The following is a 21,746-nucleotide window of genomic DNA, read 5'->3' as shown; positions in this document are numbered from 1 at the left end:
GCACGATGGGAGCGAACGAATTCCTCTTCCTGCTCACCGGTCTCAAGTGGACCGTGCTGCTCTCGATCGTCGGCTTCATCGGCGGCGGCGTGTTCGGGCTCGCCATCGCGCTGCTGCGCGTGTCCGGCCGGCCGCTGATCGAGCGGATCACCTCCGGCTATATCGCGCTGTTCCAGGGCACGCCGCTGCTGATGCAGCTCTTCGTGGTCTATTACGGCCTCGCGCTGGTCGGGCTGAAGCTCGATGCCTGGATCGCGGTCGCGATCGGCTTCACGCTCCATGCCAGCGCCTATCTCGGCGAGATCTGGCGCGGATCGATCGAGGCCGTGCCGAAGGGCCAGACCGAGGCCGCCAAGGCGCTGAGCCTCCGCTATGTCTCGCGGATGCGCGACGTGATCCTGCCGCAGGCGATCCGCATCTCGCTGCCGGCGACGATCGGCTTCCTGGTCCAGCTGATCAAGGGCACTTCGCTCGCCGCGATCGTCGGCTTCACCGAGCTGACGCGGGCCGGCAACATCGTTTCCAACCAGATCTTCCAGCCGCTCCTCGTCTTCGGGATCGTCGGCATCCTCTACTTCCTGCTGTGCTGGCCGCTCTCGCTCTACGGCTCGCACCTGGAACGTCGCATGGCCATTGCCGCGCGCTGACAGACCCGTTCACCGCCTGACCACCAACCACCAAACACGAAGAGGGAGAGAAACATGACAAAGATGAAAACCACCCGCCGTAGCGTCCTGATCGCGGGCGCCGCTGCTTTGGCCTTGCCGGCCGTACTGAGCGCCCCTGCCCTCGCCGTCACCCCGGCCGAGATCAAGGCCAAGGGCAAGATCGTCGTCGGCATCCAGGGCGACAACCCGCCGTGGGGCTTCGTCACCAGCGCCGGCAAGCAGGACGGTCTCGATGCCGATATCGCGACGCTCTTCGCCAAGGAGCTCGGCGTGCAGGTCGAGTTCGTGCCGCTCGAGGTCAACAACCGCATCCCGGCCCTGACCACCGGCCGCGTCGACGTGCTGTTCGCGACCATGGCGATGCTGCCGGAGCGCGCCAAGGCCGTGCAGTTCTCGAAGCCCTATGTCGCCAACACCATCGTGTTCATCGGCCCGAAGAAGGACAAGATCACCACCAACGAGGATATGGGCCGCTACACGATCGGCGTCGCCAAGGGCGCGGCGCAGGACACGCAGGTGACCAAGAACGCGCCCGCCAACACCACGATCCGCCGTTATGACGGCGATGCGCCTTCGATCCAGGCGCTGGTCTCCGGCCAGGTCCAGGCGATCGGCGGCAACATCTTCTACATGCAGCGCATCGAGCAGGCCCGCCCCGGCGAGTTCGAGAACAAGCTCGAATTCCAGAACCTCTATAACGGCGCCTGCACCCGTCTCGGCGAGAAGGAGATCAACGCCGCGATCAACAGCTTCATCGACAAGATCAAGGCCAATGGCGAGCTGCAGAAGATCTACGACAAGTGGATGAAGGTGCCGGTTCACAAGTTCCCGGACAGCCTCGAAGGCATCACCTTCACCGCGAGCTGATCGCCAAGAAATCGGGGCCAGGGCCATGAACGCGCCAGCCGCACAGCCTTCCGGGGCGGATGCCATGATTGCCATGACGCATGTCGAGAAATGGTATGGCGAGTTCAAGGCCCTGACCGATATCAGTCTCACGGTCCGCAAGGGCGAGCGCATCGTGCTTTGCGGACCGTCGGGCTCCGGCAAATCGACGCTGATCCGCTGCATCAACCATCTGGAGACTTACCAGAAGGGCGAGATCCGGGTCGGCGGCACCAGGCTCGGAGACGATGCGAAGACCATCGATGCGGTACGCCGCGAGGTCGGCATGGTCTTCCAGCACTTCAACCTGTTCCCGCACATGACCGTGCTGCAGAACTGCATGCTGGCGCCGATGCGCTCGCTCGGCGCCAGCAAGGCGGAGGCCGAGGCCACCGCCCGCCAACTGCTCGGCCGCGTGAAGATCCTCGAACAGGCCGAGAAATACCCGGCGCAGCTCTCCGGCGGCCAGCAGCAGCGCGTCGCGATCGCGCGGGCGCTGTGCATGAAACCGAAGGTCATGCTGTTCGACGAGCCCACCTCGGCGCTCGATCCCGAGATGGTCAAGGAAGTCCTCGACACCATGATCGCGCTCGCCGAGGAGGGCATGACCATGATCTGCGTCACCCATGAGATGGGGTTTGCCCGCCAGGTGGCGAACCGCGTCATCTTCATGGCCGAGGGCGCCATCGTCGAGGAGGCGCCGCCCGAGGAGTTCTTCCAGAATCCGCGCCATGAGCGGACGCGGAAGTTCCTCGGCGAAATCCTGCACAAGCACTGAAACATCCGTCCGGCCAAGGTCCGGACGCTTCAACGGAATGCGATCGATGTCCCGCCTCGTCTATGTCCTGAACGGCCCGAACCTGAACCTGCTCGGCAAGCGCCAGCCGCATATCTACGGGCACGAGACCCTGGCCGATGTCGAGCGCGACTGCCGCAAGCTCGCCGAAGAGCTGAAGCTCGAGCTGCGCTTCCACCAGTCGAACCGCGAATACGAACTGATCGACTGGATCCATGAGGCGCGCGAGGATGGGGCCGGCATCGTCATCAACCCGGCCGCCTTCACGCATACCTCAGTCGCGCTGCTCGACGCGCTCAACACCTTCGAGGGGCCGGTGATCGAGTGCCATATCTCGCAGGTGCATAAGCGCGAGGCCTTCCGCCATCACTCCTATGTCTCCATGCGTTCAGACGGCGTCATCGCCGGCTTCGGAACGCAAGGGTATCAGCTTGGCTTGCGGCGCATCGCCAAGCTGATCGCCGACGCGGCCGCGTGAGGACCCCCCGATGGCTCCGGTGAAGATCGCGGTGATGGGAGCGGGCCTGATCGGCAAGCGCCACGCCGCCCATGTCCGGGCCGAGCCCGGCGCCGCCCTCTCGGCGATCATCGATCCCGCCCCGGCCGGCAAGGCCTTCGCCGAGGAGATCGGCGTCGCCTGGTATCCGGGTTTCGACACGCTCCCCGCCGGCGAGAAGCCGGATGGCGTCATCGTCGCGACGCCGAACCAGCTTCATGTCGCCAACGGGCTGGAGCTGGTCGCAGCCAACGTGCCGATGCTCGTCGAGAAGCCGCTGGCGGACAGCGTCGACAGCGCCCGCAAGCTCGTCCAGGCCGCCGAGGCGGCCGGCGTGCCGCTGCTCGTCGGCCATCACCGCCGCCACAATCCGATGATCCGGAAAGCGCGCGAGGCGATCGATGCCGGCCGGCTGGGCCGTATCCTGACCCTCAACGGCCAGTTCTGGCTGGTGAAGCCGGACGATTATTTCGATGTCGACTGGCGCCGGCAGGAAGGCGCCGGGCCGGTCCTGATCAACCTGATCCACGATATCGATCTGTTCCGCTATCTCTGCGGCGAGATCGTCAGCGTGCAGGCATTGAGCTCGAACGCCGTGCGCGGCAATCCGGCCGAGGAGACCGCGGTCGCCATCCTGCGCTTCGCCAATGGAGCGCTCGGGACGGTCAGCGCGTCCGACACCGTCGTCTCGCCCTGGAGCTGGGAGCTGACCACCGGCGAGAACCCGGCTTACCCACAGCAGGATCAGTCCTGCTACCAGATCGGCGGCACCCATGGCGCCCTGACGATCCCGGCGCTCGAACTCTGGAGCCATGCGGACAAGCGCGGCTGGTGGGAGCCGCTCAGGCGCGAGCGCATCCCCTTCGTTCCGGAAGACCCGCTTCAGGCCCAGGTCCGGCATTTCTGCGCGGTGATCCGTGGCGAGGAACAACCGCTCGTCTCCGGTCGCGAGGGCTTGGCGACGCTTGCCGTCATCGAGGCGGTGAAGCGGGCCGCACGCAGCGGCGCACCGGTCGAGATCGCCCCGGAGCCTGCTCCGGCGAGGGCCAAAGCATGATCAAGGGCACGACGCGATTGATCGGCCATCTCGGCTATCCGACCGAGAGCTTCAAGGCGCCGATGATCTACAACCCCTATTTCCAGCGCGAGGGGATCGATGCCGTCGTCGTGCCGATGGGTTGCCGCAGCGAAGACTATCCCGACTTCCTCAAGCTGTTCTTCCGCCTGTCCAACGCCCATGGCGCGCTGGTGACAATGCCGCACAAGGTCACCACGACCGGGCTCGTCGACACGCTCTCGCCGACCGCCGCCATTGCCGGCGCCTGCAATGCGGTGCGCCTCGAAGCGGACGGCCGGCTCACCGGCGACATGTTCGATGGCGAAGGTTTCGTACGCGGCGTCCTGCGCAAGGGGCACAAGCTCGCTGGCGCCCGCGCGCTGGTGATCGGTGCCGGCGGCGTCGGCTCGGCCATCGCCGCCTCGCTGGCGAAGGCCGGCGTCGCGGAGCTGGGTCTGTTCGACAAGTATGCGCCCGCAGCCGCGGAACTCGGACAGCGGCTGGTCGCGCACTACCCTGCCCTTCGCGTCACGATCGGCTCGAATGACCCCGATGGCTTCGACCTCGTCGTCAACGCGACTCCTCTTGGTATGAAGCCCGGCGATCCCCTGCCGGTCGATATCTCCCGCCTGCCCGCCTCCGCCTTCGTCGGCGAAGTCGTGATGGCGCAGGAGATCACGCCGTTCCTCGCGGCCGCCCGTGCGCGCGGCTGCGCCGTGCAGGTCGGTACCGACATGCTGTTCGAGCAGATTCCCGCCTATCTGGAATTCTTCGGCTTGCCTTCGACCACGGCCGAGGATTTGCGCGCCGTGGCGCGACTGGCTTGAGAGGAGGCATTCTATGACCCCATCGATCGCCACCGTCTGCGTTTCCGGCACGCTTCAGGAGAAGCTGGAGGCCATCGCCGCCGCTGGCTTCACGGCCGTCGAGATCTTCGAGAACGACCTGATCGCCTTCCCCGGCTCGCCGACCGAGGTCCGGCGCATCTGCGCCGATCTCGGCCTGACCATCGTGACCTGCCAGCCCTTCCGCGATTTCGAGGGCATGCCGGAGGGGCGCCGCCAGCGCGTCTTCGACCGGGCCGAGCGCAAGTTCGATCTGCTGCAGGAGCTGGGAACGGACCTGCTCTTCGTCTGCTCCAGCGTCTCGCCGGAAGCCCTGCCGGGTATCGACCGGCTCGCCGCCGATTTCGCCGAGCTCGGCGAGCGCGCGGGGCGGCGCGGCCTTCGCGTCGGTTACGAGGCGCTGGCCTGGGGGCGGCATGTCTTCGACTATCGCGATGCCTGGGAGATCGTGCGGCGCGCCAACCGGCCGGAAGTCGGCATCATCCTCGATTCCTTCCACATCCTGGCGCGCGGCCTCGATCTTGCGGCGATCGGCACGATCCCGCGCGACAAGATCGAGATGGTGCAGATGGCGGATGCGCCGCTGCTGCAGATGGACCCGCTCTCCTGGAGCCGGCACTGGCGCTGCCTGCCCGGCCAGGGCGATCTCGATCTCTCCGGCTTCATGCGCGCGCTGGCCGCGACCGGCTATGACGGCGTGCTCTCGCTGGAGATCTTCAACGATCGCTTCCGCGCCGGTTCCGCGCGTTCCGTCGCGCTCGACGGCCATCGCTCCCTGATCTGGCTGCTCGACGAGACCGCCCGGCAGGTCGGCAAACCCGTACCCGGCGCCGTATCGATGCCGCCACCCGCCCCTGTCGAAGCGGTCGAGTTCATCGAGTTCACGGTGTCGGAGGCCGAGCGGCCCGGTTTCGAGCGGCTGTTGCGCGCGCTCGGCTTCGCACGCACCGGCGCGCACCGCTCCAAGGATGTCGATCTCTGGCGCCAGGGCGATATCCGCATCGTCCTGAACAGCGAGGCTGACGGCTTCGCCCATAGCTACCAGATCACGCATGGCACCTCGGTCTGTGCGCTGGCCCTGCGCGTGCCGGATGCGCAGGCCGCGATCGCGCGCGCCAAGGCCCTGCTCGACGTGCCCCATGCCGGCGCGATCGGGCCGGACGAGCTCGACATCCCGGCCGTGCGCGGGCTCGGCGGCAGCCTGCTCTATTTCCTCGACAAGGCTTCGGCGCTGGGCCGCTGGGCGGAGGTCGATTTCGAAGCGACGGGCGAGGCCTCGGACAATGCCGGGCTCACCGGCGTCGACCATGTCTCGCAGAGCATGCAATACGAGGAGATGCTGACCTGGCTGCTGTTCTATTCCTCGCTGTTCGAGACGCGGAAGACGCCGAGCCAGGCCGTGCTCGATCCCGGCGGCGTGGTCCAGAGCCAAGTGATCGAGAGCGGGCTCGACGGCCGGAACGGTCATGGCCTCAGGCTCATCCTCAACGGCTCGCAGAGCCACCGCACGCTCTCGGCCCGCTTCATCACCGATTTCTTCGGCTCGGGCGTGCAGCATATCGCCTTCGCGACCGACGACATCGCCGCGACCGTCAAGCGGCTGGTTGCCAATGGCGTCGCCATGCTACCCATCCCCGAGAACTACTATGACGACCTCGAAGCCCGCTCCGACCTGACGGCGCAGGAGATCGACGCGATGAAGGCGCTGAACATCCTCCATGACAGCGATGCCGGTGGTGCCTTCCGCCAGGCCTATACGCAGACGCTGGATGGCGGGCTGTTCTTCGAGATCGTCCAGCGCGATGGCTATGCCGGCTATGGCGCCGCCAATGCCGGCATCCGGCTGACCGCGCAGTCCAGGCTTGCGCGTCCGATCAGCGTTCCCGCGCCGAGCCATGGCTGAGGAGAGATAAGCCGCATGAGCAGCCTGCCCCTTCCCTATGCGGGGCTCGATGCCGGACAGCCAGCCTCGCTCTCGCCGGATTACCGCTCGACCGTGGCACGCAGCCCGCGACAGGCCCTGATCGCCTAGCGCAAGCCGGACGGGACCTGGTGGCTCGACATCAACCTCGCCGGCGAAAACGAGACGGTGTTCTTCGATCTGTAGGTGAAAGGCGGCCGCTCAGGCCGCCTTTTTCCGTTCCGCGATCCGCGCGAGATCGGTCAGCAGCCGGCGTGTCGCCTTCAGGCGCTGCTCGACAGTGTCGAAATCGTCGATGAAGACGACGCGCATGTCGGGGCGGACCTTCGCCAGCGTGCCGATCTTCGCGACATACGAGACCAGCCCTTCCGGATTGGCGAACTCGTTGTTGCGGAAGGCGACGATGATGCCCTTCGGCCCGGCCTCGACCTTTTCGACATTGGCGCGCTTGCAGAGCGCCTTGATCGCGACGATCTCCAGGAGCTGGTTGACCTCCTCTGGCAGCGGGCCGAAGCGGTCGACCAATTCGGCGCCGAAGGATTGCAATTCGGCATCGTCGTCCATGGTCGAGAGGCGCTTGTAGAGCGTCAGCCTCAGCGTCAGGTCGGCAACATAGTGCTCGGGGATCATGACGGGCGCGCCGACCTGGATCGCCGGCGACCATTGCGTCTCCGTCTCGAACTCGATGCCGGCCTTGAGCGCCGCCACGGCCTCCTCCAGCATCTGCTGGTAGAGCTCGTAGCCGACCTCCTTGATATGGCCGGACTGCTCGTCGCCGAGCAGGTTGCCGGCGCCTCTGATGTCGAGATCGTGGCTGGCGAGCTGGAAGCCGGCGCCGAGCGTATCGAGCGATTGCAGAACCTTGAGCCGCTTGTCGGCCTGCTCGGTCAGCTTGCGGTTGGCCGGCACGGTGAAGAGCGCATAGGCGCGCGTCTTCGAGCGGCCGACGCGGCCGCGCAACTGATAGAGCTGCGCTAGTCCGAACATGTCGGCGCGGTGGACGATCAGCGTATTGGCGGTCGGGATATCGAGGCCCGATTCGACGATCGTGGTCGAGAGCAGGATGTCGTACTGGCCGTCATAGAAGGCGGTCATCACGTCTTCCAGCGTGCCCGCCGCCATCTGGCCATGGGCGATGCCGACCTTGCACTCCGGCACCTGCTTGTCGAGGAAGTCCTTGACGTCGGCGATGTCCTCGATGCGCGGCACGACATAGAAGCTGCGTCCGCCGCGATAGCGCTCGCGCAGCAGCGCCTCGCGCACGATCAGCGGGTCGAACGGCGTGACGAAGGTGCGCACGGCGAGACGATCGACCGGCGGCGTCGCGATGATCGAAAGTTCGCGCACGCCGGTCATGGCGAGCTGGAGCGTGCGCGGGATCGGCGTCGCCGACAGGGTCAGCATATGCACCTCGGCACGCAGTTCCTTCAGCTTCTCCTTATGGGCGACGCCGAAATGCTGCTCCTCGTCGACGATGACGAGGCCGAGATCCTTGAAGTCGACGCCCTTGCCGAGCAGCGCATGCGTGCCGACGACGATATCCATCGTGCCGTCGCGCGCACCCTGCTTCACCGCCTTGAGATCGGCCGAGCCGACGAAGCGCGAGGCCTGTCCGACATTGACCGGCAAGCCGGCAAAGCGGTCGGCGAAGTTGCGGTAATGCTGGCGCGCGAGCAGCGTCGTCGGCACGACGACCGCGACCTGTTTGCCGTTGAGCGCGGCGGCGAAGGCGGCGCGCAGCGCGACCTCGGTCTTGCCGAAGCCGACATCGCCGCAGACGAGCCGGTCCATCGGCCGCCCGGCGGCGAGATCGTCCAGCACCGCGTCGATGGTGTTCTGCTGGTCCTCGGTCTCCTCATAGGGGAAGCGGGCGCAGAACTCGTCATAGACGCCATCGGGCGGGATGAGCCGCGGCGCATCCTTGAGCGCGCGGGCCGCCGCGATCTGGATGAGCTTGCCGGCCATCTCGCGGATCCGCTGCTTGAGCTTGGCCTTGCGCGCCTGCCAGCCACCGCCACCCAGCCGGTCGAGCTGAACTTCCGTATCCTCGGAGCCGTAGCGGGACAGAAGCTCGATGTTCTCGACCGGGAGGAACAGCTTGGAATCGCCGGCATAATGGATTTCGAGGCAATCATGCGGCGCGCCGGCCGCCGTGATCGTCTGCAGGCCGATAAAGCGGCCGATGCCGTGATCGACATGGACGACGAGATCGCCCGGCGCGAGCGAGGACAGTTCGGCGATGAAGTCCTGCGGGCGCCTGGTCTTGCGGCGCGGCCGGACGAGGCGGTCGCCCAGGATGTCCTGCTCGCCGATGACCGCGAGGCGCCCGGCCTCGAAGCCGGTCTCGAAGCCCCAGACGGCGAGCGCGATCGTGCCGGGCTTGAGATCGAAGGCGGCGCGCAACGAGCCGGTCAATTGCGTGCTCTTCAGGCCATGGTCGGCCAGCACATGGGCCAGCCGCTCGCGCGAGCCCTCCGACCAGGCGGCGAGGATGACGCGCTTGCCCTCAGTCTCCAGCGCCTTCACATGCGCGACGGCGGCATCGAACACGCCGCCGGCATCGGCCGTGCGCTCGGCCGCGAAGCTGCGACCCTGCTTGCCGCCGAGATCGAGGATGAGCTTGCCCTCGCTCTCCGGTAGCTGGAACGGCGTCATGCTGGCGACGCCGGAAGCATCGATCACCGCGCGCCAGTCGGTCGGCGAGAGATAGAGCGCATCCGGCGGCAGTGGCTTGTAGGGAATGCCGCCGCCCCCGCCCTGCTCCAGTGCGGCTTTACGGGCGTCGTAATAATCCTTGATCAGGCTGATGCGCTCGCCGATCGCATCATCGGCCTGATGGTCGAGCACCAGCGGAACGTCCGGCAGATAGGTGAAGAGCGTGTCGAGCTTCTCCGCCAGCAATGGCAGCCAGTGCTCAAGACCGGCCGGGCGGCGGCCTTCGCTGACCGCTTCATAGAGCGTGTCGTCGCGGCCGGGCGTGCCGAAGGTCGAGATATAGGACTGGCGGAAGCGGCGGATGCTCTCGCTCGTCATCTGCGCCTCGGACATCGGCACGAGGTCGAGCCCACGGAGCTGCCCGGTGGTGCGCTGCGTCTCCGGATCGAAGGTGCGGATCGATTCCAGCGTGTCGCCGAAGAAGTCGAGCCGGATAGGCGCCGGCATGCCCGGCGGGAAGAGATCGACGATGCCGCCGCGCACGGCGAATTCGCCGGTCTCGCGCACGGTCGAGGTTCTGAGATAGCCGTTGATGTCGAGCCAGCGCGCGAGCTGCTCGATATCGACCATGTTGCCTGGCGCGGCCGAGAAGCTCTCCGACGCCACCTTGCCGAAGGCGGGCACGCGCTGGAGCGCGGCATTGACGGTGGTCAGCAGCAGGCGCGGCCGGTCGCCGGACCTGGTCTTGGCGAGGCGAGACAGCGTCGTCATCCGGTGCGCGACGATGGCCGGCGCCGGCGAGACACGGTCATAAGGCTGGCAGTCCCAGGCCGGGAAGCTCATCACCTCGAGGTCGGGTGCTACGAATTGCAGCGCGTTCTCAAGCACCTGCAGGCGCTGGCCGTCACGCGCGATGAAGACGAGCAGCGCCGGGCCTTCCGCCTTCTTGGCGCGTGCGCGGGTGAGATCCGCGAGGACGACGGCGTCGAATCCGTCGGGCACACCGGCAAGCGTCGGCTTGTCGCCGCGGTTCAGCGCATCGAGCAGGCGGTCGAGCTGCGGCTTTGCGATCTGGGACGGGGGAGGAATGCTCATCGGAAGCGCGTCATTCTCGGGCTTGACCCGAGAATCTCGGGATGAGTGGTCACTAATTCAGAGATGGTCGGGTCAAGCCCGACCATGACGGGTGTGGAAGCCCTCACACATGAATCGGCTTGTCGTGATGGTGGAAAGCCCGAAGCTTGCGGAACAGCTCCGTGTCGTAATTCGCCGGCACGGGCGCCTCTCCGGTCACCCAGCTCAGCAGGTCGCGGTCCAGCACCTCGATCAGGCGCTCGAACTCGTCGAGCTCGGCATCGCTGAAGCCGGCGATCGCGTCGTCGGCGAAACGGCCCATGATCAGGTCCATCTCGCGCATGCCGCGATGCCAGGCGCGGAACAGGATCTTGCGGCGGCGCGGGTCGAGATCGGCGCTGGAGCGGGTCGAGCCGGACATGGGAACCTCGAACAGGAAAAACTTCAGGCTGAAAACCTGGGGGAAGGCGCAATAACGAATGGGCCGGCCCCGTCGCGGAGCCTGCCTGAGCAGGCTATATAGCGATGCAACCCGGCGAAGTCAGCGGCGAAGCGGCTGCGATCTTCGCGCTCCTGACAATTGCCGAGACGTCTTGCGCCCTTCGATCCTCGATCCGCTCTTCGCTCCCGTCACGACGCTTTCCGGCGTCGGGCCCAAGCTCGGCAAGGTTCTGGACAAGTTTCTTGGCGACGAGACGCGGCCCGCCCGCGTCATTGACCTGATGTTCCAGTTACCGACCGGTGCGGTCGACCGGCGCCCAAGCCCTTCGATCGCGGATACGCCGATCGGCGATGTCGCGACCTTCACCGCCCGCGTCAGCGAGCATCGCGCCGCCCCCGCCGGCAAGAAGGCGCCTTATCGCATCATCGTCGAGGACGAGACCGGCGACGTGACGCTCGTCTTCTTCCATGCCGATTCGCGGCATCTGGCACAGACCCTGCCGATCGGCGCCTACCGGCTGATCTCGGGCAAGCTGGAGCTCTGGGAAGGCATGCGCCAGATGGTGCATCCCGAGCGCATCCTCGATCCCAAGCTCGCAGCGACGCTGCCGGCCTTCGAGCCGGTCTATCCGCTGACCGAGGGCATCGGCCAGCGCATGATGATGCGGACCGTGCAGGCAGCGGCCGAGCGCTGCCCGGAGATGCCGGAATGGCAGGACCCGGCCTTTCTCGCCAAGGGCGACTTTCCAACCTTCCATGCGGCGATCGAGGCCCTGCACCATCCGGTCGACCGCAGGGCCGCCGAGGGCGACACCGTCGCGCGCCGCCGCATCGGCTATGACGAATTGCTGGCGAGCCAGATCGCGCTCGCCCTCGTGCGCCGCCAGCAGAAGAAGATCGCCGGCCGCGCCACCACCGGCGATGGCGGCGTGCGCTTCCGCATCCAGTCTGCCCTGCCCTTCGAATTGACCGAGGGCCAGCGCAAGGCGATCGCCGATATTCATTCCGATATGGCCAAGCCCGAGAAGATGCTGCGCCTTCTGCAGGGCGATGTCGGCTCGGGCAAGACGGTCGTTGCATTGATGTCCATGGCCGCCGCCGCCGAGGCCGGCCGGCAATCTGTGCTGATGGCGCCGACAGAAATCCTCGCCCGCCAGCATGCCGAGCGCTTGGCGCCGTTGGCCGAGAAGGCCGGCCTGAAGCTCGCTCTGCTGACCGGGCGCGAGAAGGGCGCCGGCCGCAAGCAGGTGCTGGCGGGCTTAGCCGATGGCTCGATCGATATCGCGGTCGGGACCCATGCGCTGTTCCAGGAGGGTGTCGCCTTCCATGATCTCGCGCTCGCCGTCGTCGACGAGCAGCACCGTTTCGGCGTGCATCAGCGCCTGCTGCTCGGCTCCAAGGGCGAGGCGGTCGACGTGCTGGTGATGACCGCGACGCCGATCCCGCGCACGCTCTCGCTGACCTGGTTCGGCGACATGGATATCTCGATCCTCTCGGAGAAGCCGGCCGGCCGGAAGCCGATCGTCACCCGTGCGATCTCTTCCGAGCGCTATGACGAGGTCGTCGGCGCCATCGGCCGGGCGGTCGAGAGCGGCGCGCAGGCCTATTGGGTCTGCCCGCTCGTGCAGGAATCCGACACGCTCGATGTCGCCGCAGCGCAGGAGCGCTATGACGCCCTGCGCGAAATCTTCGGCGGCAAGGTTGGGCTGCTCCATGGCCAGATGCCCGGCCGCGAGAAGGACGCCGCCATGGCTGCCTTCGTCGCCGGCGAGACGCGCATCCTGGTCTCGACCACCGTGATCGAGGTCGGCGTCGACGTGCCCAATGCCAGCGTCATGGTGATCGAGCATGCCGAGCGCTTCGGCCTTGCGCAGTTGCATCAGCTGCGCGGGCGCATCGGGCGCGGTTCGGCCGCCTCGACCTGCCTGCTGCTCTACAAGGGGCCGCTCGGCCCGGTCGCCGAAGCGCGACTGACGATCATGCGCGAGACCGAAGACGGCTTCCGGATCGCGGAGGAGGATCTGCGCCTGCGTGGTGAGGGCGAGGTGCTCGGCACCAAGCAGTCGGGCTCGCCGGACTGGCGCATCGCCCGGCCGGAAATCGATGGCGACCTGCTGGCAGCCGCACGCGACGATGCGCGGCTCCTGATCGAGCGCGATCCGCATCTGGAGACACCGCGCGGCCAGGCGATCCGGGTGCTGCTCTATCTGTTCGAGCGCGACGTCGCGATCAGGTTGCTCAGGGCAGGGTGACCGGCGGCTTCCCCTCGAGCTTCGGCTTGCCATTTTCGCCGGGCTGGATCAGCCCGGCCGACATGATCAGCTTGGCGCCGTCCTCGACCGAGATCGAGAGCTCGACGACCTCGCGCCGCGGCAGGTAGAAGAAGAAGCCCGTGGTCGGGTTCGGCGTGCAGGGCAGGAAGACGCCGATCTGCTCGTCGCCCGGTTCCTGACCAATCGGCAGGCGTTCGGCGATCTCGGGTGCGGCCTCCTGTGCGATGAAGACGATCGACCACATGCCCGGCTGAGGGAACTGCACCATCCCGACCTTGCGGAATGAGGTGCCCGACTGCGAGAAGATGGTCTCGAAGACCTGCTTCACGCCCTTGTAGAGGCTGCGGACCACCGGCATGCGGTCGAGGATCGCCTCGCCGGCGCGGATCAGCGAGCGCCCGACGAGATTGGCTGTCAGGAAACCCAGCAGGGTCAGCCCGATCAGCGCGATGACCAGGCCGAAACCCGGGATCGGATAGGGCAAATAGGAATCAGGCAGGTAGGAATTCGGAATGAGCGGCTTCACCAGCCCGTCGACGAAATTGACGAACCACCAGGTCACCGAGGCCGTGATGGCGAGCGGTGCGGCGATGACGAGCCCGGTCAGGAAATAGCGGCGCAAGCGAGCGCCCCAGGTCGGGCGCAGGATTTCCGCGGGCAGGATGAGGCGGGGATCGGGCGGGCCGGCTGTCATCGTCTCTCCCAGAACACCGGCGCGACCTCCCGCCTGCTTGCGGCGGCTCGCATGGGCCGCGATATGACACGATAAGCGAGGCGGCGCCATCCGCCAGCCCCCAGAGCATTTTCGAGCGAAGTGGGTACCGGTTCGCGAGAAGAAAATGCGACAATACAAAGAGATAGCGCAAGCAAGGGTAAGGCCGTGAGCGAGGACGATCAGCCGCGACGCCGATGGTCACGGCCGCTGCTCTTCGCTGCGGGCTGGGTATTCACGGCGCTCGGCGTCGTCGGGCTCATCCTGCCGCTGATGCCCGGCACGATCTTCCTGATCGCGGCGGCCTGGTGCTTCTCGCAATCCTCGCCGCGATTCGAGGCTTGGCTGATCGGACATCCGAGGCTCGGGCCGCATGTCCTGCGCTGGCGGAAGACCGGCGCCATCGCCCGCAGAGCGAAAGTCCTGGCCTGCGGTTCGATGGCGCTGAGTTTCGCCTTATTGACGCAAACGAGTGCGCCGCCGATCGCTCTTGCGACGGCGGCGCTGTGTCTGATCGGCGCGGGCCTCTACGTTTCGACCCGGCCCGAAGCCTGAGCCGCCGTCACTCCACCGTGACGGATTTCGCCAGGTTGCGCGGCTGGTCGACGTCCTTGCCCATGAAAACCGCCGTCTGATAGGCGATCATCTGGATCGGCAGCGCGTAGACGATCGGCGCGAAGGTCGGGTCCATGTCCGGCATGACGATCGTCGCTTCCGGCTCGATGCCGCATTCGGCGGCACCCTTCGCATCGGTGACGAGGATGATCCGTCCGCCGCGTGCAGCGACCTCCTGCATGTTGGAGGCGGTCTTCTCGAACAGCGCGTCATGGGGCGCGACGACGATGACCGGCATGTCCTCGTCGATCAGCGCGATCGGCCCGTGCTTGAGTTCGCCTGCCGGATAACCTTCGGCATGGATGTAGCTGATTTCCTTCAGCTTCAGGGCACCTTCCAGCGCGAGCGGGAAGCTCGTGCCGCGACCGAGATAGAGCACGTCCTTGGCCTTGGAGAGCTCGCGCGCGAGCTTTTCGATCTCGGGCTCCAGCTCCAGCGCCCGAGCCATCAGCCCCGGCAGCGAGATCAGGTTCTGCACATGGCTGACCTCGTCCTGCGCCGAGAGCGTGCCGCGGGCACGGGCTGCGGCAAGCGCCAGCGACGCGAAGACGGCGAGCTGGCAGACGAAGGCCTTGGTCGAGGCGACGCCGATCTCGGGGCCGGCGAGCGTCTGCGCCACCGCATCGCTCTCGCGCGCGATCGTCGAGGTCGGCACGTTGACGACCGACAGGATGACCTGCCCGTTCTGACGGGCGTAGCGCAAGCCGGCCAGCGTGTCGGCGGTTTCGCCGGACTGCGAGACGAAGAGCGCTAGGCCCTGGTCCGGCAGCGGCGCCTCGCGGTAGCGGAACTCCGACGCGACATCGATCTCGACCGGCAGGCGCGCCAGTTTCTCGAACCAGTATTTCGCGATAAGGCCGGCATAATAGGAGGTGCCGCAGGCGCTGATCGTCAGGCGCGACAGGTTCTTCCAGTCGATCTGGTCGCCGAACGGCAGGCGCACCTTGCCGTTGGCCATGTCGAGATACTGCGTCAGCGTATGGCCGACGACCTCGGGTTGCTCGTAGATCTCCTTGGCCATGAAATGGCGGTGATTGCCCTTTTCGACCAGGAAGGCGCCGGCGGCGACGCGCTGGGCGCGGCGCTCCACCTGCTTGTTGGTCTTGTCGTAGAAGGTCGCGCCGCGGCGATGCAGCACGACCCAGTCGCCCTCTTCGAGATAGGCGATGAGATTGGTGAAGGGCGCGAGCGCCAGCGCGTCCGAGCCGAGATACATCTCGCCCTCGCCGACACCGACGGCCAACGGCGAGCCCTTGCGAGCGCCGATCAGCAGGTCTTCCTCGCCCTGGAACAGGAAGGCGAGCGCGAAGGCGCCGTGCAGGCGCGGCAGGCTCGCGGCAACCGCATCGACCGGGATCTTGCCGCGGTCGAGCTCACGGGTGACGAGATGGGCGACGATCTCGGTGTCGGTCTCCGTCTCGAAGACGTAGCCGTCGGCCTGGAGCTCGGCGCGCAGGTCCCGGAAATTCTCGATGATGCCGTTATGGACCACTGCGAGCTTCGGTGTCGCATGCGGATGGGCATTGGTCTCGTTGGGCTTGCCATGGGTCGCCCAGCGGGTGTGGCCGATGCCGACCAGGCCTTCGAGCGGCTCGTTCGAGAGGCGGGTCTCTAGATTCTTGAGCTTGCCCTCGGCGCGGCGGCGGGTGAGCCGGCCACCTTCCAGCGTCGCGACGCCAGCGGAATCGTAGCCACGATATTCAAGCCGCCGCAGCGCCTCGACGACCTGCGTCGCAACCGCTTCCTTGCCCAGAATCCCGACGATGCCGCACATGGGCGAACCCCTCCAGCGATTGATGTCGGCAAAGCGCATAGCCGCGATCGGCGCGCATGCCCAATCAATCTACATGACGAACTGTGAACGGCGGATGGCCCGATCCGCCGCGATTCCGCGCTATTCGGCTGCCTTCTTGGCGGCTTTCCGGGCCGCAGCGGCAGCACGGAAGGTCACCGCCCAGCCCTCCTTCGCGACCTGCCGGCCGCGGCCGATGGCGAGCGCATCGGGCGCGACGTCCTCGGTGATGACCGAGCCGGAGCCGATATAGGCGCCCTCGCCGATCGTCACCGGGGCGACCAGCGACGAATTCGAGCCGACGAAGGCATTGGCGCCGATCGTCGTCTTCGACTTGTTGAAACCGTCATAGTTGCAGGTGATCGTGCCGGCGCCGATATTGGCGGCCGCCCCCACCGAGGCATCGCCGATATAGGTGAGGTGATTGACCTTGGCGCCGGGGCCGATATCGGCCGCCTTCACCTCGACGAAATTGCCGACCTTGGCCTTCTCCGCGAGCTTCGCGCCCGGCCGCAGGCGGCCATAGGGGCCGACGCTGGCATCGACACCGACCGTGGCGCCCTCCAGATGCGAGAAGGCGTGGATCACCGCGCCGTCATCGACACGCACGCCCGGCCCGAAGACCACATTCGGCTCGATCACGACATCGCGGCCGATCTGCGTGTCATAGCTGAAGAAGACCGTCTCCGGGGCGATCAGTGTCGCGCCGCCGAGCATCACGGCGAGGCGCTTGCGCCGCTGGAACTCCGCTTCCACCGCAGCGAGCTGCGTGCGGTCGTTGATGCCCTGGACCTCGCTTTCGGGCGCCCGCAGCGCGACGGCGTCGAGCCCGCGCTTGCGCGCCACCTCGACCGCATCGGTGAGATAGAACTCGCCCTGGGCGTTGTGGCTGCCGATCGCTTCCAGGATCGAGAGGGCGTGCGCGCCGGAGAGCGCCATCAGCCCGGCATTGCAGAGCGTGATGGCGCGCTGCTCCGGGGTGGCGTCCTTGTGTTCGACGATCGCCTCGAGATGGCCGTCCTTCTCGACGAAGCGGCCATAGCCCGTCGGGTCCTTGGCCACGAAGCCGAGCGCAACGACGGCGGCGCCCTCTCTCAAACCGCGACGGAGGGCCGCAAAGGTCTCGGGACGCACGAGCGGCGTATCGCCAAAGGCGATGATGACGTCGTCATGGCCGGCCGCGATGGCGGCCTTCGCGGCGAGCGCGGCATGGGCGGTGCCCCGGCGCTCGTGCTGGATGGCGATCTGCGCATGCGGAAGCTGCTTGCGCGCCGCTTCGCCGACTTCGGGGCGTTCCGAGGAAATCACGACGGCGACGGCATCCGCGCCAGCCTTCGAAACCGCCGCCAGCGCATGGCCGAGCAGTGACCGGCCGGCCACGGCATGGAGCACCTTCGGCCCCCGCGATTTCATGCGGGTGCCCTCTCCGGCGGCCAGGACGATCGCGAGGCAGGATCGGGCCGACTGCATTTCGGTCATGTTTCTCGTTTCCCCTGCAGGCATGTCTGAACCACGGTCCGCCCATCACAATCGACTTCACGCATGCCGGCGTCGCAGGCGCCGTGGATAGCCGATCCGCTCGCCTTTTGCCAAAGTTCAATCGCGGCGAAAAGGCACCATCCGAGGACGGCCGCCGCCGCGGGCCGGCTCCGGCCTGAATTCGCAGGATCGCACCATCCAAAAGACGTGCATCTTCCCGATCGGAAAGGCTTTTCAGGCGAACTGGAAATGCTCTAGAAGCGCGAGGGGCGAGGGCGTCGCCGCGTAGTTTGGATCCCATGTCGACACCGTTGAATCGTAGGCAGTTTCTGGAAGGCGCCGCCGGCGGCGCCGCGCTGCTCTCGCTGGCCGGCCCGGCCGCAGCGCAAGCGCCGACCGGCGCAGCTTCCTTCAACATCCCCTCCCTCGTGGACGGGCAGCGTTTCGACCCCGCGCTGGTGGTCGACGCCGCCAGGGCTCTGGCCCAGCGCCCACTCATTCCGCTTGCCGCGAACGACCTGCCGGAGGGCTATGCCGCCCTGCCCGCCGATCAGTATGCGGGCATCCGGATGCAGCCGGGCGCCACGGTCTGGGCCGGCGAGAATCGCGGCTTCACCGTCGAGCCTCTGCATCGCGGCTATGTCTTCTCCAATCCGGTGAGCCTGTTCACGATCGAAGAGGGAACGGTGCGCCGCATCGGCTTCGATCGCAGCAAGTTCGATTACGGACGGGTCGCGCCGCCGACGGGCAATGCCGACCTGCAGTTCTCCGGCATGCGGATCGCCGCCGGGCTGGAACGCCCCTTCGAGGTCGCGGTCTTCCAGGGCGGCACGTTCTTCCGCGCCCTCGCCCGCGGCCAGAATTTCGGCGCGATGGCGCGCGCGCTGATCCTGCGCCCCGGCGAGACGCGCGGCGAGGAACTGCCGTTCTTCCGGGCGTTCTGGATCGAGCGGCCGAGCCCGGCGGTGGGCTCGCTGGTGATTCACGGCCTGCTCGATTCGGAGAGCGTCGCCGGCGCGGTGCGGATGACGTTGCGGCCGGGCGACGTCACCTTCGTCGATGTCGAGATGACGCTGTTCGCGCGCCAGGCACTCGACCATGTCGGCTTCGGCTGCACCAGCGCGACCTTCCTGTCCGGCCCGCAGAGCCGGCGCGTCTTCGACGATATCCGCCCCTCGATCGGCGAGGTCTCGGGCGTCCAGATGCAGTCGGGTGGCGGCGAGTGGATCTACCGCCCGGTCAACAACCCCGCGACCTTGCAGGTCTCCTCCTTCGTCGACGAGAATCCCAAGGGCTTCGGCCTGGTCCAGCGCGAGCGCGACCCCGCCGCCTTCCAGGACGACGACCAGCGCTTCGAGCTCCGGCCGAGCGTCTGGATGGAGCCGCTCGGCGACTGGGGCGCGGGTTCGGTGCAGCTCATCGAGATCCCCAGCGATTCCGAGCCGAACAAGAACATCATCATGTACTGGCGGCCGAAGCAGCCGCTTGCCGCCGGCAGCGAGACCTCGCTGAGCTATCGCCAGGCCTGGTGCTGGCAGCCGCCGGAGCGTCCGCCATTGGCGCTCGCCACCCGTTCGCGGCAAGGCAAGGGCTCGCAGGGGCGCCGGCGGCGCTTCATCGTCGAGTTCACCGGCGACAAGCTGGCCGATGCGGCGCTGATCGCCTCGACGCGGGCGACGATCACGGCCCAGCCCGGCGCCGTACACAACGTTCGCCTCTGGCCCTATCCGGAGCGCAAGCTGATGCGCGTCGGCTTCGAGGTCGATCCCGGCAACGACAATCTCTCCGAGCTCCGGCTCGTCCTGCAATCGGGCGGCCAGCCCGTCTCTGAGACCTGGTTGAATCGATGGACCTGGTAACGGCAACCCGCCGCGACGCCATGGAAACGGAACAGCGCGGCTACAGCGCGGCTCGCGAGCCGGCCACGCCTCCGGAAGAGCCGTTGGTCATGCCGGTGCAGTCGTTCCGGAGCTGGGCGGATTCGGATCGCCGTGCCCCGGCGGCACCGCGCGACTGGAAGACGCCGTGGCTGAAGCGCCTCTTCGTCTTCGGCGGCGGGCTCGTGCTCACCGGCTTCGGCGCCTGGGAAATGTACAATGTCGTGTCGGTCAGCCGCACGACCTCGCTGCAGTACGCCCTGCTCGTGCTGTTCACGATCAACTTCTCGTGGATCGCGCTCGCCTTCACCAGCGCGCTGCTCGGCTTCTTCGGCGTCATGTTCGGCGCGGGCCGGGCGGACCGGGCCGAAACGCTGAAGCACCGCACCGTCGTGGTGATGCCGATCTACAACGAGTCTTCGGCCCGCATCTTCGCGGCGGTGGCGGCGATCCGCGAATCGGTCGAGGCCACGGGCCTAGGCGATCATTTCGACTATTTCATCGTCTCCGACACGACCAACCCGGATGTCTGGGTGGCGGAGGAGCGCGCCTTCCTGGCGCTGCGCGAGCGCCTCGGCCCGAACAGCCGGGTCTATTACCGGCACCGGCCGAAGAACCATCACCGCAAGGCCGGCAACATTGCTGATTTCGTCACGCGCTGGGGCGGGCTCTACGAGCATATGGTCGTACTCGACGCCGACAGCCTGATGACCGGCACCTGCATCGTGCGCCTCACCGCCGCGATGGAGAACGACCCCGATGCCGGCATCATCCAGTCGCTGCCGCTGATCATCAACCGCAACACCTTCTTCGCCCGGCTGCAGCAATTCGCGGCGCGGGTCTATGGCCCGGTCATCGCGACCGGGCTCGCGATGTGGTCCGGCCGCGACGGCAATTACTGGGGCCACAACGCGATCATCCGGACCAAGGCCTTCGCCGACCATTGCGGCCTGCCGGACCTGAAGGGCAAGCCGCCCTTCGGCGGCCATGTGCTGAGCCACGATTTCGTCGAGGCGGCGCTGATCCGCCGCGCCGGCTGGTCGGTCTACATGCTCCCGGACCTGACGGGCTCCTACGAGGAAAGCCCACCCTCGCTGATCGATATCTCCGTGCGCGACCGGCGCTGGTGCCAGGGCAATCTCCAGCATTCGCGGATCATGGGCGGCAAGGGCTTCGTCATGCCGACGCGCCAGCATTTCGCCACCGGCATCATGGGCTATCTCGCCTCGCCGCTCTGGCTGATGCAGCTCGTGGTCGGCATCCTGATCGTGCTGCAGGTCAACTACGCGCGGCCTGAGTATTTCACGCAGGAATTCACGCTCTTCCCCGTCTGGCCGCGGTTCGATCCAGAGCGCGCCTTGCGCCTGTTCGCAATCACCATGGGAATCCTGCTGGCGCCGAAGCTGTTCGGCCTGCTGCTGACCCTGTTCAACAACAAGCTCAGGCAGGCCGGCGGCGGCGCGATCCGCCTGATCGTCTCGGCGCTGATCGAGGTTCTGTTCTCGGCCTTCTTCGCGCCGATCATGATGCTGATCCAGTCCGGCTCGGTCTTCCAGATCCTGCTCGGGCGCGACACCGGCTGGAACCCGCAGCGGCGCGACGACGGCTCGATCCCGCTGAAGGACATCATCCGCCGGCACCGGACCCATACCGTACTCGGCGTCGTCACCGGCCTCTCGGCCTTCATGATCGCGACCTCGCTCTTCGCCTGGATGTCCCCGACGATCGTCGGCCTTGTGCTGGCGATCCCGCTGTCATGGGCTTCGGGCCAGCTCGCGATCGGCCTCTGGCTCAAGCGCCATAAGCTCCTGATGACGCCGGAGGAAGGCGCCCCGCCCGCGATCGCGACGCGCGCCAACGAATTGCAGGCCGAGTTCGAGAAGGCTGGTTACGACGACGCCGACGGCATCAAGGCGCTCCACGCCGATGCGGAACTGCGCCACGCCCATGAACTGATGCTGCCCTATGGCCAATCGCGCCGGCGTGGCGAGATCGAGCCCGATCGCGCGGTGGCCCAGGCCAAGCTCGTCGATGCCGAGACGATCGACGACGCCGCGATCTGGCTGAAGCCGAAGGAGCGGATGGTGGTGCTGCACGACCGGGCGCTGATCGGATTGCTGGCCTCGCTGCCGCCGGTCGAGGCGAAGGGCTGAGAACTTC

General features: G+C 66.9%; 17 protein-coding genes. 12 read left to right on the top strand and 5 right to left on the bottom strand.

Annotation, left to right across the window (positions count from 1 at the left end; all coding sequences use genetic code 11):
* The first annotated feature begins 5 nt into the window (after positions 1 to 5).
* The 8 genes from BLQ70_RS18060 to BLQ70_RS26250 all read left to right on the top strand — a co-directional run bounded on the left by BLQ70_RS18060 (position 6) and on the right by BLQ70_RS26250 (position 6,779).
* Positions 6 to 647, top strand: coding sequence for an amino acid ABC transporter permease (locus BLQ70_RS18060; RefSeq protein WP_091859404.1), 642 nt, complete (start codon positions 6 to 8; stop codon positions 645 to 647).
* Between the two features lie 54 nt (positions 648 to 701).
* Positions 702 to 1,535, top strand: a complete 834-nt coding sequence (locus BLQ70_RS18055) for a transporter substrate-binding domain-containing protein (protein WP_091859401.1) — start codon at positions 702 to 704, stop codon at positions 1,533 to 1,535.
* A 64-nt stretch (positions 1,536 to 1,599) separates the two neighbouring features.
* Positions 1,600 to 2,331 carry an amino acid ABC transporter ATP-binding protein gene (locus BLQ70_RS18050; RefSeq protein ID WP_091859397.1) on the top strand — a complete coding sequence of 244 codons (732 nt, stop codon included), beginning with the start codon at positions 1,600 to 1,602 and terminating at the stop codon, positions 2,329 to 2,331.
* Between the two features lie 46 nt (positions 2,332 to 2,377).
* Complete coding sequence (gene aroQ, locus BLQ70_RS18045) at positions 2,378 to 2,827, top strand: type II 3-dehydroquinate dehydratase (protein ID WP_061967887.1); 450 nt, start codon at positions 2,378 to 2,380, stop codon at positions 2,825 to 2,827.
* Positions 2,828 to 2,837: 10 nt separating this feature from the next.
* A complete protein-coding gene (locus BLQ70_RS18040) occupies positions 2,838 to 3,902 on the top strand; it encodes a Gfo/Idh/MocA family protein (RefSeq protein ID WP_091859394.1) in 1,065 nt (354 codons plus the stop codon).
* Positions 3,899 to 4,729 (top strand): shikimate dehydrogenase family protein, encoded by an 831-nt coding sequence (locus BLQ70_RS18035; RefSeq protein ID WP_091859391.1) that lies wholly within the window; start codon positions 3,899 to 3,901, stop codon positions 4,727 to 4,729. Before BLQ70_RS18040 ends, BLQ70_RS18035 begins: the two co-directional genes overlap by 4 nt.
* Positions 4,730 to 4,742: 13 nt before the next feature.
* Complete coding sequence (locus BLQ70_RS18030) at positions 4,743 to 6,650, top strand: bifunctional sugar phosphate isomerase/epimerase/4-hydroxyphenylpyruvate dioxygenase family protein (protein WP_091859388.1); 1,908 nt, start codon at positions 4,743 to 4,745, stop codon at positions 6,648 to 6,650.
* Between the two features lie 15 nt (positions 6,651 to 6,665).
* Positions 6,666 to 6,779: a hypothetical protein gene (locus BLQ70_RS26250; RefSeq protein WP_091859385.1), complete on the top strand. Its 114-nt coding sequence runs from the start codon at positions 6,666 to 6,668 to the stop codon at positions 6,777 to 6,779.
* A gap of 90 nt (positions 6,780 to 6,869) precedes the next feature.
* Here BLQ70_RS26250 and mfd read toward each other — a convergent pair whose 3' ends face one another.
* Both mfd and BLQ70_RS18015 read right to left on the bottom strand, forming a co-directional pair.
* Positions 6,870 to 10,418, bottom strand: coding sequence for a transcription-repair coupling factor (gene mfd, locus BLQ70_RS18020; protein WP_091859382.1), 3,549 nt, complete (start codon positions 10,416 to 10,418; stop codon positions 6,870 to 6,872).
* 103 nt (positions 10,419 to 10,521) lie between these two features.
* The gene (locus tag BLQ70_RS18015; RefSeq protein ID WP_047577233.1) at positions 10,522 to 10,818 is read right to left on the bottom strand and encodes an FAD assembly factor SdhE; all 297 of its coding nucleotides are present in this window, start codon (positions 10,816 to 10,818) and stop codon (positions 10,522 to 10,524) included.
* Positions 10,819 to 10,990: 172 nt separating this feature from the next.
* Between BLQ70_RS18015 and recG the strand changes: the two genes are divergently transcribed.
* A complete protein-coding gene (gene recG, locus BLQ70_RS18010) occupies positions 10,991 to 13,090 on the top strand; it encodes an ATP-dependent DNA helicase RecG (protein ID WP_244512072.1) in 2,100 nt (699 codons plus the stop codon).
* On the opposite strand, the gene BLQ70_RS18005 is transcribed toward recG, so the two are convergent.
* Entirely contained in the window at positions 13,077 to 13,805 is a 729-nt protein-coding gene (locus tag BLQ70_RS18005; RefSeq protein ID WP_091859376.1) for a DUF502 domain-containing protein, read from the bottom strand. The genes recG and BLQ70_RS18005 overlap by 14 nt on opposite strands.
* A gap of 186 nt (positions 13,806 to 13,991) precedes the next feature.
* Between BLQ70_RS18005 and BLQ70_RS18000 the strand changes: the two genes are divergently transcribed.
* Positions 13,992 to 14,378, top strand: a complete 387-nt coding sequence (locus tag BLQ70_RS18000) for a YbaN family protein (protein ID WP_091859373.1) — start codon at positions 13,992 to 13,994, stop codon at positions 14,376 to 14,378.
* Positions 14,379 to 14,385: 7 nt separating this feature from the next.
* On the opposite strand, the gene glmS is transcribed toward BLQ70_RS18000, so the two are convergent.
* Positions 14,386 to 16,212 (bottom strand): glutamine--fructose-6-phosphate transaminase (isomerizing), encoded by a 1,827-nt coding sequence (gene glmS, locus BLQ70_RS17995; protein WP_091859370.1) that lies wholly within the window; start codon positions 16,210 to 16,212, stop codon positions 14,386 to 14,388.
* Positions 16,213 to 16,332: 120 nt separating this feature from the next.
* Positions 16,333 to 17,700, bottom strand: coding sequence for a bifunctional UDP-N-acetylglucosamine diphosphorylase/glucosamine-1-phosphate N-acetyltransferase GlmU (gene glmU / locus BLQ70_RS17990; RefSeq protein ID WP_091859768.1), 1,368 nt, complete (start codon positions 17,698 to 17,700; stop codon positions 16,333 to 16,335).
* A gap of 308 nt (positions 17,701 to 18,008) precedes the next feature.
* Here glmU and BLQ70_RS17985 point away from each other — a divergent pair, with 308 nt between their 5' ends.
* Positions 18,009 to 19,568: an OpgD/OpgG family glucan biosynthesis protein gene (locus BLQ70_RS17985; RefSeq protein WP_082617430.1), complete on the top strand. Its 1,560-nt coding sequence runs from the start codon at positions 18,009 to 18,011 to the stop codon at positions 19,566 to 19,568.
* Positions 19,556 to 21,739, top strand: coding sequence for a glucans biosynthesis glucosyltransferase MdoH (gene mdoH / locus BLQ70_RS17980; RefSeq protein ID WP_425284602.1), 2,184 nt, complete (start codon positions 19,556 to 19,558; stop codon positions 21,737 to 21,739). Before BLQ70_RS17985 ends, mdoH begins: the two co-directional genes overlap by 13 nt.
* Positions 21,740 to 21,746: the final 7 nt, after the last annotated feature.

Origin of the sequence: Allobosea robiniae (genome assembly GCF_900102525.1) — a bacterium.
Taxonomy (GTDB): Bacteria; Pseudomonadota; Alphaproteobacteria; order Rhizobiales; family Beijerinckiaceae; genus Allobosea; species Allobosea robiniae.
Note: the sequence above shows the minus strand (reverse complement) of the source record. Positions and strands in the feature narration are given on the sequence as shown.